9 protein-coding genes are annotated in these 12877 nt (G+C 34.5%); 4 read left to right on the top strand and 5 right to left on the bottom strand.

Going from position 1 to position 12877, the window contains the following annotated elements:
• Nucleotides 1–40 precede the first annotated feature (40 nt).
• The 3 genes from IC221_RS04110 to IC221_RS04100 all read left to right on the top strand — a co-directional run bounded on the left by IC221_RS04110 (nt 41) and on the right by IC221_RS04100 (nt 4320).
• Complete coding sequence (locus tag IC221_RS04110; RefSeq protein ID WP_223241292.1) at nt 41–1516, top strand: glycoside hydrolase family 30 beta sandwich domain-containing protein; 1476 nt, start codon at nt 41–43, stop codon at nt 1514–1516.
• Nucleotides 1517–1940: 424 nt separating this feature from the next.
• Nucleotides 1941–2156: a hypothetical protein gene (locus IC221_RS04105; protein ID WP_188167743.1), complete on the top strand. Its 216-nt coding sequence runs from the start codon at nt 1941–1943 to the stop codon at nt 2154–2156.
• Between the two features lie 1135 nt (nt 2157–3291).
• The gene (locus IC221_RS04100) at nt 3292–4320 is read left to right on the top strand and encodes an NPCBM/NEW2 domain-containing protein (RefSeq protein ID WP_188167742.1); all 1029 of its coding nucleotides are present in this window, start codon (nt 3292–3294) and stop codon (nt 4318–4320) included.
• A 148-nt stretch (nt 4321–4468) separates the two neighbouring features.
• Here IC221_RS04100 and IC221_RS04095 read toward each other — a convergent pair whose 3' ends face one another.
• From IC221_RS04095 to IC221_RS04075, 5 genes are all read right to left on the bottom strand, one after another.
• Nucleotides 4469–6115, bottom strand: coding sequence for a DUF6377 domain-containing protein (locus IC221_RS04095; protein ID WP_188167741.1), 1647 nt, complete (start codon nt 6113–6115; stop codon nt 4469–4471).
• A gap of 549 nt (nt 6116–6664) precedes the next feature.
• The gene (locus IC221_RS04090; RefSeq protein ID WP_188167740.1) at nt 6665–7117 is read right to left on the bottom strand and encodes a hypothetical protein; all 453 of its coding nucleotides are present in this window, start codon (nt 7115–7117) and stop codon (nt 6665–6667) included.
• 203 nt (nt 7118–7320) lie between these two features.
• Nucleotides 7321–7692 (bottom strand): VOC family protein, encoded by a 372-nt coding sequence (locus IC221_RS04085; protein WP_188167739.1) that lies wholly within the window; start codon nt 7690–7692, stop codon nt 7321–7323.
• A 100-nt stretch (nt 7693–7792) separates the two neighbouring features.
• Nucleotides 7793–8236 (bottom strand): hypothetical protein, encoded by a 444-nt coding sequence (locus tag IC221_RS04080; protein ID WP_188167738.1) that lies wholly within the window; start codon nt 8234–8236, stop codon nt 7793–7795.
• 198 nt (nt 8237–8434) lie between these two features.
• Entirely contained in the window at nt 8435–10015 is a 1581-nt protein-coding gene (locus tag IC221_RS04075) for a sulfatase (protein ID WP_188167737.1), read from the bottom strand.
• A 729-nt stretch (nt 10016–10744) separates the two neighbouring features.
• Between IC221_RS04075 and IC221_RS04070 the strand changes: the two genes are divergently transcribed.
• Nucleotides 10745–12610 carry a hypothetical protein gene (locus IC221_RS04070; protein WP_188167736.1) on the top strand — a complete coding sequence of 622 codons (1866 nt, stop codon included), beginning with the start codon at nt 10745–10747 and terminating at the stop codon, nt 12608–12610.
• Nucleotides 12611–12877 lie beyond the last annotated feature (267 nt).

Genomic DNA, 12877 nt, shown 5'->3' with positions numbered 1-12877 from the left:
TATTGGCAATGGAGTGCTCTCTTTAATATTCTAAATAATGATGAAAAAGGGAAATATGAATACATTACTAGGGATTGTTTTAATGATGATAACATCATTTGGGAATACATCATGTACGGAGAAGGCAGATAGTATAGCTATTCCTCCTCCACCAACAGGCGATGTGTCGAATCTTCAACTGTATATCACATCACAAGATGATGTTAGAGGTCAAAAAAATCAAGGACTTCGTTTAATCGAGGGGGCATTTTCAATAGGAGATGATAATACATTTTCGACATTAAGAGTCGATAAATCACATACCTACCAAGAAATTGATGGTTTTGGCTTCACTTTGACAGGAGGTAGTGCATTGCACTTAAATAATATGTCTTCAGCGGCTAGAGCCCAACTTCTTCAAGAACTGTTTGGTAATGATGAAGGAGAAATTGGCGTTAATTATCTAAGAGTGAGTGTTGGAGCTTCTGATTTAGATGCTTACCCTTTCTCTTATGCTGAAACAGAAGATGAAAGTTTAAATAATTTTTCGATCCAAAAGGACAAAGAAAACCTAATTCCAGTACTGAAAGAAATATTGGCCATTAATCCATCAATAAAAATATTAGGATCTCCTTGGTCGCCACCTACATGGATGAAAACCAATAAAGATTACAAAGGAGGATCGTTAATGACCTCACTCTATGGTGTATATGCAGATTACTTTGTAAAATATATTCAAGCTTACGCCGCAGAGGGAATTACTATTGATGCAATTACAATTCAAAATGAACCCCTTCACCCTGGTAATGTACCGAGTTTATTGATGCATGCAGATGAAATGTCAGCGTTTATAGCAGGGCATTTAGGACCAAAATTCCAAGCAGCAGGTATTGCCACTAAGATCATCACGTATGACCACAATTGTGATCGTCCGGATTATCCAATTAGCATTATCAATTCTGACGCCAATCAATACATCAATGGTTCTGCATTCCACCTATACGCAGGTGATATCTCAGCGTTATCCACTGTTAAGGCAGCAGATCCATCAAAAGCAGTTTATTTTACAGAACAGTGGGTTGGCTCCAACGACGGTGATTTTGGAGGAACATTGATGTGGCACTTTGAAAATATGTTTATTGGTGCAACAAGAAACTGGAGTAGAACGGTTTTGGAGTGGAATTTAGCTGCTGATTCAAACCAAGAACCTCATACAGATGGAGGTTGTACTTTGTGTTTAGGTGGATTGACAATTGACGGAAATACTGTACAGAGAAACGTGGCTTACTATACAGTAGGTCAAGCTTCTAAATTTATTCCTACAGGTTCGCATAGAATTAAGTCCAATGAAATGGGCGATTTACCAAATGTATCTTTCCTAACGCCAGAAGGTAAAATAGTGACACTTCTAATGAACTATTCAGAGGCACAAAAGAAGATCAATTTTAAAATGACAGGTGTCGATAAATCTTATATTGTTACAATTCCAGCAAATTGTGTAGGGACAATGATTTATGACGCAAATGCAACGCTTTAAATAGTGTAATACGGTTATAGATGATAGAGTAAGGTCCATTTGCTAAAATGGGCCTTATTGCATTATAAATTAAATTTTCGACTATTTGTGGTTTTTAGAAATCAGGAGATTTCTGATGATCTGTAGGTCACGAATGCTGTTATCGCTTAACATTTGCACCAGTGAAAGAACTACAAAATGATTACTTAAATACATATTATAAGGTGAATGCTTTGTGAAAATCTTCTTTTGTAGGGTCGTTGCATTGCAACGACCTCGCGAACCACAATACATAACCATTTACTATTCATAAAAAATTACGGAATTAATATAAGATCGGATTATATATAGCTCACTTTTTTATATACCAATTAGTAATAAGTTTAAATTCTCAAGACTAATCTTCTTTTCTTACGTATAATAACATTATAAAGAAGATATAGAAATGGAAAGTAAAATTCAAAAATCGTTTCAAAATGGTCCCTTTGCTGATGCGGTAACGTATAAATCAGTGAAAGGAGAGATATCGTTAGTATATCCATGTTATGTCCAACACGGGAAGTATGAAATATATGATCTAAAAGGAAATCTATTCGGAAAGACAGAAACTTATTCTTCAGTGGAACAAGCAGAGAAAAGAATTGAAGATCTGCTCAGTTAACTGGTCTTTAACAATAAATGACAAACAACGGAATCCTACATTTTATGTGGGATTTTTTTATGCAAAATTGAAAAGGAGGGGCATCATTTCTTTTCATTATTGTGTCGGTCATTCCAAGAATCTCCATCAAACTTTAGTTTTTTATCCCCCCCTATTTTATCAGAGTATTTTTTTGATGCAAAGGATCAAATTGGGTTTTAGTGTAAAAAAGGGTAAATGCACTCCAGTTTCTATCCCAATCATTGGGTCGAAACTTTGGAAAAGTGAAATGACATTTACCCAATCCTTACCTTACATGATAAACCAATATTATCATTACAAAAGTATTGGTTTACATCTTTTCTTTTTGTTGCTAATCTTTCATTATTACTATTTAATTCTATAATAATCTCTCCTTTTGTATTAAAAATGACGCTTTCACAAAGAGAAACAGTGACAAGTAGCCACTTTCATTTTTTTGTATAGGTTTCACTGTATACTAATTACATTGTAAACTAAGTTTTCGTTAATCAATGCAATTTCTTGTATGAAGGATAAATAGTAATGTATTGTGGTTCGTGAGGACGTTTTAATAAAACGTCCCTACAGCACTACATTTTAGAAGATTATTATAAAACCTTTATCTTTTGATCTGTAATCAGATAATCATTTAGTAGTAACTACCCCGGCCTTGAAGGTAAAAGCGTTAAGAATTTCATGAAGTGAGCCGTTAAAAATGATTTTTTTGTTTGAGCTTTAGCGAGTTTAAAATCATTTAGGCGAGGGGAATGAAATTTAGCTTTTGACTTCTAAGCCTTGAATTTTTTGCTTCGTTTTTGTTTCAAGACAAAAATGAAGAAGAAAGAAGCTTGAAAGTAGATCTCATAAATTCTGCTAGAAAGCTCAATTGAAAGTTGACGATAATTTTGTTTATAGTGTAGTTGCTCTGTAAATCAATTGTTTGTGTAATATTGAATTTTAATCTAAACCTTATCCGAATATTCTGTTATAAGAAATGAAAGATTAGAGCATACCTGTAAAAGATCAACATTTTACCTTTAAGTGTGATTCAAAACAATTTGATTAACGCGATTAGTCCGTGAAACAAAGAGACTAGTCATCCAACGATATTTTTATTATTTTAAAGAGGTTTGAAATGAAAGTTCAAAAGAAATTATTAGCATTAGGAACGCTTCTTATTCTTAATGCAGGTGTGTATGCTCAAACTGAAACGACTCCAGCAGAAGTAGAAATCATGAAAGGAAAAAGAGTATACCTCAACGGAAAGGATGCTCTAACGAATAGTCAATCCTATTGGAGAGTAAATGAAGACAAAGCGGTAAGTGGTGAGAAATTAAGTATTCAAGGCGTTGAGTATAAAAAAGGTCTTGGTGTACACGCTCCTTCAAACTTAACATTTAAAGTACCATCAAAAGCTCAATATTTTTATGTGGTTCCAGGCGCGGATGATGCACATCAAGGGCCTTTTAAAATGACCATAAAAGTAGACAACGAGGAGGTTTTTAATTCTGGTGTCATTTCAAGTAAGAACAAAAAATATACTCCAAAACTGAACGCAATTGATGTTACTGGAGCGACAATAATCTCTTTACAGGTAGATGCTTTAGAAAACCAAGGGGGAGACCACGCAGATTGGGCTGAAGCGTTTTTTGTGGAAGGTAAAAAAGAAAACAAACCAAAGAATCCTGGTCTTTTGGCCAAGTTAGAAGCAGAATTAGCAGATGATGAGTTACCGGGTGAAAAAGTATATCTAACGAAAGAGTTAGCCTCAACGGTAGACTCTTACTGGAGAGTGATGAACAATGAAGGGATTGAAGGCGGAAAGATTAGCTTGAAAGGTAAGAAATTCAACAAAGGTGTAGGTGTTCATGCTCCATCCACTTTGATTTATCCTGTAGAGTCTAATTACAAGCAATTTGTAGTAACGCCAGGTGCCAATGATTCTAACGCAGGCACAATCAGAATGCGCATCTTGGTTGATGGTCAGGAGGTATTTAACAGTGGAGCAATCAAGTCTACGAAGCAAAAGCCGGAAAGACTGGTACTTGACGTGGCAGGAAAAAAAGAGGTGCAACTAATTGTTGACGAGGAAGATGGAGAAAAAGGGGGAGACCATGCAAGTTGGGCGAGTGCTTATTTCTTACTTACTGGAGGATCGAAATAAACTAAGTTTTCAAATAGTTAGAAATCGGGAGATTTCTGCTGATTTATAGGACACGAATACCGCTATCGCTAAACATAGTGACAGTGGAATTACAACTTATAACGATAAAGCCTTCTCGTAATTTTTTACAGGAAGGCTTTTTCATTTTTTATTCTCCAATCTTCATGACATATTCTTCAAAACGGTCACGGTCTACGGTGGCTTTGTTTTTAATTTTCACCCTATAATTGTAAATGGTAGTGACAGAATTGCCCAAAAGCTTTGAAATTTTTGCACTGTCTGAAATTCCCAAACGCACCAAAGCAAAGATTCTCAGTTCGGTATTGAGAAGGTCCTTTGCTTTAATTTTGATAGGGTCGTTAGGATCAAGAAGCTTATTAATTTCTTTTACAAAATCGGGATAAATATTCAAGAAGGTTTCATCAAAGTTTTTGTAAAATTGCTTCATTTCCACTTTCCGAATATCCTGGTTTTTAATTTCATCTAATAGCACACCATACTTCCTGCCGATCAACATTTTTTGGGTGTGCATAGCTTGACTTTCCAGTTTGTCAATGTAATCGGAACAGATTTTTAAGAATTCTCCAATATATACTTCTTTGACATGGTTGGTTTTTGATAGGTCAGAGTGAAGTTTTTTCAACTGTTCATTGGCTTCAATTAATTCTGAATTAGAAAGCTTCAATTGAGCGTTTACTTCTACCATACCGTTACGAGCTTTACGGATACTCTTGACCTGCCTCCAGATGAAGAAGAAGGCAATGATAAGAATAATAGATAGTAAAGAGGAAACAATAATAAAAATTTGAAGACTTTGCTTCTGTTCAACTAATTGATCTTCATATGATTTTGAGATCAATGGAAGAATATTAGCGATCTGTATTTTCCTTAAATCAGAATTGTAAAAGTTAGCGTCTTCATAAGAGATATTTATGTATTTATAAGCCCTTTCAATATCTTGATTCTTTGCTAACTTTTCAGCTAAAATAGACAATGATGCATTGTCTTTAATTGTTCCTTTGATATCTGAAATGGCAGAAAGTGCAAGATATTTCTGTTGATTGATATAATCATTTTCAAACTCATAGGTAATGGAAAGGAGGAACGTGATTTTTGAATAATTTCTCTGCCCAATTTGTGTTCTGGATAGTCGTAAAGCATTAATTCTTCTAGCTTCTTTGATGTCTCGACGATCCAAGGCCGTAATTTCTTTTATTTCTAAAGAAGCATCCGAATTCTCAGGCAAAAGTGCTAAAAGGATCTCGCTATACTCCTTATATTTCATTAAATATCCCTTTTTGAGGTGTTGTACTCTGCTATAAAAGTAAAGCTGATAGTAAAGTTCCTTGTAGACTAAATTGTAAAAAACGAATTGGGCATTGGTCAACGAATTTTTATCAATATCAGAAAGAATTTCTTGAGACTCAGAGTAAATACCGGCTCTTATTAGCAAGTTGGCAAAGTTGAGATAAGTGTCATTGATCAATTCTAATTCATCAAGTTCTTCAGAAAACTTTATCGCTTCATTGATGAAATAAAGTGCCCCATAAAACTCAAATACTTCGTAGAGTTTGAAGATCTCCATGGATAGAAAATATTTTTCACGCAATGAGATAGTACTATCATTTTCTAGTCTGAACCTGAACTTATCAATTTCTTTATTTTTTTGAAGATCCAATTGAGGACGTAATTCAATGACCTTATCCAATTCATTGTATAACGAATCAAGTTCCTTGCTAGCAAACGATGAAAAAGATAGGATAAGCAATAGGAATAGTGGACTAAAAAATTTCATTATTAACGTAAAAAATCATGTTTACAGTAGTAGTTCAATACATTGTAAATTAAGTTTTCGAATATTTATGGTATTTAGAAATCAGGAGATTTCTGCTGATCTGTAGGACACGAATGACGCTATCGCTTAACATTCGCGCCAGTGGACTTTCTACCCAATTCATTTGCTACTTCTTCCCTTCAAGGCCGGGGTAGAGTTACCTAACTAAAAGAGTAGTAATTCTACACGATCGAATGTCAACGATAGTATCATTTATACCTTATAGACGAGAAATCTTCGGATTTCTAAAAGTATAAACATTCGAAAAATCAGCTTACAATATATTCTAATTTCAATGATAAAATTAGGAAAAAAATAGCCCCTAAAAAAATGTAATATCGATGATCTATATCGCCTTATTCCCTTTGATTTGAGATGTTAGAAACCAGGATATTTCTGTACTGTACAGAGGAAAGAGAGTATACTTTACTTAAACCTCATATTCTCAGTTTGTCTTTTATGTCCTCCAAAATGAACTATTGAAGCTAACGAAAATAGGGGTTACTGTACTTATTCTAAATAGGATATAGTACCTAATTTAGGATTATGGATGATCAAATTGATATGATAATAGCTACCATAGTTAAATTGCTGATGAGTATAATTGACAATGAAATGACAGTCTCTATGCAACCCTTTAAAAGTTCCATTTTTACCTTGCCCTTCTCTGGTCATATCTACTCTGAAATAATGTTTAATGGCGGCAATAAATTTCTGAACTTCAGCTTTGGTCATTAAGGTGGGAGTACCACTTTTTTCGGGTTTAAAAGTGATGCTATGAATCAGCCCTTGGTTATTTTGATTTGCTTCAAAATGTCCGTAATGTCCCGCAAAAGCCATTTTTGTGGAAGAGACTTTATTATTAGGGATGTCGTTTCCGATTACGTATCCTTTGAAATTGATTTGAGAAAATGCAGTAAAGCTAGTGAGGAGAAATGTAATGCAAATGAGTGAACGAAACATAAATAACTGATAATTTAGGATAAAACATATTTAAGGTAGAAGGTCGGTTTGTAGTTTTTTTATTTGATTTAGAGTCTGGTATTAATCATAATTTACTTAAACCCGATTATGTTTCCAATATTTGCAGAAAAAAATAAGGTCCAATGTAATATTAAATCACATTGAACCTTCAAAACTTAAGGTATTCATTGTCAATAGTGTAATTAGATATGCTGATCAATTAGGATTTGATTTCCATCAGGATCAGTAATCATAATACTCCCCGGGCCCTTAGTACTTTCATCTACTTCTGAGAGCAATTCAATATCTTCTTTTTTAAGATGTTGTTGAATTGCTCTTACATCCTTAAAGTTTTCGATGTTGTTGGCATCCTGATCCCAACCAGGGTTGAAGGTAATAATATTCTTTTCAAACATTCCTTGAAATAAGCCAATGTTTGTTTGGCCATTTTTCATGATATAGTAATTCATTTCAGCTGTACCTGCAAATACACTGAAACCTAACTTCTCATAAAATGTTTTGGAAATTTGAAGATCTTTGACAGTAAGACTGATGGAAAAAGCACCAAGATTCATAGTAATTAAATAGTTAGATTAAAAAGAATAAATTCCTAATCACCAATATAAAACATTGTGAGGACTCTCTTATTAATAATGCACTATTTACTATTCATCATTATTTCAGCAGCTTGACTTTTATATTTTGATTTCCAAGTTTCATTTCTTCACCTTGTTTCTTTCCAATGATCGATTTGTAAATGGGAGCATCTGCAGCTACACCTGTTACCTGTTTTCCTTCAAATTTTACAGGCGGAAAATGGGTGCCCATGATCAAATACATCACAGGAGTTTCAATGACACTGCCTCCTCTCACTTTATCTTCAGTGTGTTCCTGTTTAAGGCTCTTTTTCAGTGCTTGAACGGTATCAGAAAGTGCGTCAATACTGCTATTTGCGATGGTAATACTACTGATTTCGTCTTCAGTATTACTTTCATATAGTTTTGTATCAGAGGAGTCTATTGTATTTTGGATTGACTCTTCACTTTCTTTGTGGAATGCATCGATGGTTTTTTGAAATTCATCAATAACGAATTGGATAATATTGTTTCTTGTTGCCATAGTGTTCTGAGTTATAGTATGTAATATCAAATTTTTAGACATGTAGTGCAACAAAAAGGTTTCAACCCCCGCAATATTCTTGGAAATTTCCAATACTATAAAGCACCTAGTCCATAAATTTGGCAATTTGGACTAGGTGCTTTCATTACTTTTTTATTGAGAATTTAATTCATCAACTATTTTTTTCTTAGCCTATTTTTACTGTAAAAATGCCTTACTTGTCAATTCATCAAATGGACGTTCTTCAAAAGAAAGTAAAGCTTCACGTAAAATCAATCGGAGTTCTTTTGCTTTTTCTGGGTGCTCGTTAAATATGTTTTTAGTTTCTTTTGGATCGTCTTCTAAATTGAAAAGTTGATCTTTCTCAAAGTAGAGAGGGTTACTACTACTAGCGTGATGCCCTAAGTGTTGATTTCGAACATAAAAAGGTTCAGGAATCTCTTCATTTCGATACCCTTTGAAAGTCCCACCTTTTGCTATTTTATCCTTGATAGCATTAGGGTACCTAACGGCTATATATTTCCAGTTTTCTGCCAGAATACCTCTTGCAAAACCAATCTCAAAATAGAGGTAATCGTGAATTTTTACAGTATTATCTTTAAAAGTGGGGGCAAGACTTTTACCGTCTATTTCCATCTGCTTTTTGACTTTTACTCCCGCAACATCCAAGAAGGTAGGTGTGAAGTCAATGTTTTGAACCAATCCGTCAAATGAACTTTCAGGAGCAATTCCTTTTGGCCAATGCATCATAAGTGGAATTTTGACACCAGTTTCATAAAGTGTCGTTTTCCCATAGTGATAGGCACCATGATCGGAAGTGATAACGATCAAAGTATTTTCATACTGTCCCTTTTCCTTCAGCTTCTTTACCATCGCTTCTACACTTCGATCAAACCATCGGAGCCAGGCCTGATCTTTTCTTAAAGAATCATTTGCAAAAACTTCCGCTTTAATATCACCACGTTCCGGCATAAAACTATAGTCTTTTTCAATGTAGCCTTCACCAGTGATGTTGGGATCTGCATCTAATCCAAAATTATATTTCCCTTTAGTTTGTCGCCAAGGTTCAGGGCCATGAGGAACGGTAGTGGCGTAGTACAGAAAGAAAGGATCATTTTGATCGCTACTAGTTGTAATAAAATCCAAAGCGGCAGATGTAGTCCACTCAATATTATGTGCGTTAGCCGATTTAGAGTGAAGTTCAAGAAGGTTTCCGCCATAAACAGCGTTAGCATAATCAAAACCTCTTTCTTTAATCATCTTAGACCATTTGGCATGGTTGTGTGCCATTGCACTACTTACTTCTTGCTTCTTGATATCGGCTGTTTTTTCGTATTCTTCAAAACCATTTTCTTTGAATTTTTTTCGATTGAGTTTATCATTTTCTACAATATGACTTTTTCCCACAAAGCCTGTTTTGTAGCCATTTTTTTGAAGAATTTTAGCCACGTTCATTCTGTTGCTCTCCAGCTCAGTATTATTTTCAACTCTGGTCATTCTACCTTCAGGATGCAATCTCATAAACTGAGGGCCTGTACACCTTCCGGCATATCTTCCTGTCAGTGAGGTATATCTACTAGGAGAACACACCGAAGAAGATACGTAAGCATTTTTATAGATTATGCCTTCCTTAGCTAATTGGTCAACAAATGGAGTGAGTACGTGCTGCTCACCGCAGAAACCGAAAGTTCTCGTTTCTCTAGCCTCCTCTTTTTCCATTGGAAATGGACTCATATCATCCACCACGATATAAATAATATTTGGCCTTTTTTGAGCCATGGATTGCACACTTATAAGTAGACTTATTGATATAAAGATTTTAGTTAATATTTTCATTTCAACTTTTTTATAAAACTGACCAAAGACACATAACATGGCCCAAAAAATTATAGGTAATAAAGTTACGTGGAGTGCTTAATAGGTTCTTAATTAACGATTAACGGGTATTATTATCAATTTTTTTAGAGGATTAATGTAGAATTAATGTCAAAATAAACCACAATTAAGTCACTGCTCTAAATTTGAAGTACAACATAGAGACATAGTTGGAGCATCCAATTTTTAAAAGTCTCACGAGTATTTACTATACAAAATGTCATAGAACTCAATGATTAAATACACTGTAAACTCAATTAAAGTAATTCCCTTTATGAAGGATAAATGGTAATGTATTGTGGTTCGCGTGAGGTCGTTGCAAAACCAACATGTTTCAAGTGTTAAGCGCTAGCGTCACTTGGAACTGATCATTGGTGAAGTCTCCTGACTTCGAAATAAATACCATATTTTCATTCATTTCGAAGTCGGGAGACTTCGCCAATATGTAATCACAAGTGACGCCTATCGGCTTAACACTTGCGACATGGTGAATGAAAAAAGGTTTTGCGACAGCCCCCTACAGCACTGCATTTTAGAAGATAATTTAGCTTACAGAGTGTTAAATCTAGGCATTTTACAACTATTATTGAAGTAGGGGTGTGTTTCTCGCATGCCCAAAATATTAGATGAATTATGAAACTTTTTAGAATAACTCTTTTCTCTTGCCTTCTAGCATGTTTTGCATTTTACTCATTTCAAGCAAAAACAAAAGAAGAAAAAAAATACGTTTTCGCAATTAACAACCTGAGGTTTCTCAATACGCCAGAGTATGGAATTTTGTCCCATATTAATGCAGAAAACTATCATTTTGATCAAGACAACAAAAACTGGGTCAAAAACAACGAACTTTTTTATCCTATAGATACAGATTTGGTATCGCCACTTACATTGGAAGATGCTGTTGATCTAGAAATTAATTTAGCGATGAAAAGTGGTATTAATGGTTTTTCATTGCTCTATATTCTTTCTGAAAATAGGAAGATATTGGATCTCTATGATCATATTATTGATACCTATGTAAAAGTCATTCAGAAGAAAGGGTATGACTTTAAACTGATGATTGCCATTAAGTTTGAGTTTGGAGCGGATGTACATCAAGGAATTTATGAATGTGGTACGAGGTTGGCCAAAATTTATGATCAGTCCAAAGACTTTAAAAATTGGTATACCATTAATGGTAATAAAGCTTTGATGTTTTATAAGTCCAAGGGCCTAACATCACTCAAAGAAATCAAGAAGTGGGAAAAGTCTAAAGATAGTGAGTTAGATATGAGTGGATACTTTGACAGAATCGATGAGATTACTTCGTACTTGAGCAAAGATATTTCTGTGATTTACAATGCTTTTTGGCCGGGTAGAAAGAGAGAAATTGAGTTGGCTTTAGAAAGGTTCGAAACGATTTACTTTGAGAAATCACGAATGTTGCGACAGAAAAAGATTGATCTTTTGGCTTCGATCCTAAAGTCGAAACAACGTCCTTTTATCCAAACTGTGATGCATAGTGGTATATCGAGTTATTTTGTACAAAATAGTGATCAGAAAAAGAAACCCGTTCGACATATTACCTCCAACAAAATGAAAATCGATGAATGCTACAAAGAATATGACAACCTGCATTTGTCAAGAGGTATTAGAGATGGCTTTAAAAGTGCAATGAAACATGATGCGGAGATCGTCATGTTAGATTCATGGAATACCTTTTTGGAGCATTCTCATTTTAGACCAAGTTATAACAATGGTTGGGGGCTTTCGGTCATACTGAATAGTTACATTGATGAATTCAATCACAAAACACCTGAGGAATCTATGGTGATGGTTTATTTACCCAAACAAAATGTAGAAGATAAAAACTACTTGATGTATAAAAATAGAAAGGGTTATTCTTACAAAAACCCTGATTTTGAGAAAGAGAACATTGAGATCGTCACTTATCTAGAGGCACCTGCTGAGTTGTATTTTAGAAATAGCTATGTAAAAACAATTCCAGAAGGAAGGCAGGTAACTCATTTGCCGTGGAAAGGTGGTAGTACAGATGCTTTCTTAAAAAGAAATGGCACAAGGTTGATGGATATAAAATCACCAAAGAAAGTATGTTCTGTGAAGGATCGAAACAATCCAGCAAAGGTGTATTTATCGGATAAAGATCCTGAGTTGTACGCCAACATGATCTCAATGCTTGCAGAAAAAGAGGTAAACTTCTTCAAGCATAGATTTCTTCTTTCTGATTTTAAATATCAAATGTGGGTGGAAATTGAAAAAAAGAAGATGGAGTATTACATCTCTAACTTGATTGAAAATGAGAAAGAGATGAAGGTCGCTTTTTCAAAAATCAAAAAATATGAAAAGGGTTACAGAGCCAAAATCAAAGACCTTTTGTCCCCTTTCAATTATAAAATTTGGGAGGAAATCATCAGCGAAAAAATGGAGTATGCAAAGCCTTTAGAAGACTATGATATCTATGATTTTGAAAACTCTTACAACCTTTTACAAGCGTATTAGTTATGCTTTTGTTGACTTTTCAATTCATCTTTCTACAAGACTTGATAGAGCCTACTTCCAAGCTTCCTTCTTCTTCATTTTTGTCTTAACACAAAAGCGAAGCAAAAAAGTCAAGGCTTTTCCCTTCAAGGCCGAGGGAGATACTACTAAATGATGGTCTGATTGTATGTTAAAAGACAAAGGTTTTATACTAAAATGCAGTTCTGTAGGGGGCTGTCGCAAAACTAAGATTTGAATAAATAATCATTATGTTTAACTTATAACATA

It is taken from the genome of Flammeovirga sp. EKP202, assembly GCF_014534745.1.
In the GTDB taxonomy this organism is placed as follows: Bacteria; Bacteroidota; Bacteroidia; order Cytophagales; family Flammeovirgaceae; genus Flammeovirga.
The sequence above is the reverse complement of the archived record's forward strand: the minus strand, read 5'-3'. Positions and strand labels throughout refer to the sequence as shown.

Bases quoted from the DNA above. Each gene is read 5' to 3' on its own strand.
- IC221_RS04105 (WP_188167743.1), top strand. From the start codon at position 1,941: ATGGAAAGTAAAATTCAAAAATCGTTTCAAAATGGTCCCTTTGCTGAT.
- IC221_RS04075 (WP_188167737.1), bottom strand. From the start codon at position 10,015: ATGGCTCAAAAAAGGCCAAATATTATTTATATCGTGGTGGATGATATG.
- IC221_RS04090 (WP_188167740.1), bottom strand. From the start codon at position 7,117: ATGTTTCGTTCACTCATTTGCATTACATTTCTCCTCACTAGCTTTACT.
- IC221_RS04095 (WP_188167741.1), bottom strand. From the start codon at position 6,115: ATGAAATTTTTTAGTCCACTATTCCTATTGCTTATCCTATCTTTTTCA.
- IC221_RS04070 (WP_188167736.1), top strand. From the start codon at position 10,745: ATGAAACTTTTTAGAATAACTCTTTTCTCTTGCCTTCTAGCATGTTTT.
- IC221_RS04110 (WP_223241292.1), top strand. From the start codon at position 41: ATGAAAAAGGGAAATATGAATACATTACTAGGGATTGTTTTAATGATG.
- IC221_RS04100 (WP_188167742.1), top strand. From the start codon at position 3,292: ATGAAAGTTCAAAAGAAATTATTAGCATTAGGAACGCTTCTTATTCTT.
- IC221_RS04080 (WP_188167738.1), bottom strand. From the start codon at position 8,236: ATGGCAACAAGAAACAATATTATCCAATTCGTTATTGATGAATTTCAA.
- IC221_RS04085 (WP_188167739.1), bottom strand. From the start codon at position 7,692: ATGAATCTTGGTGCTTTTTCCATCAGTCTTACTGTCAAAGATCTTCAA.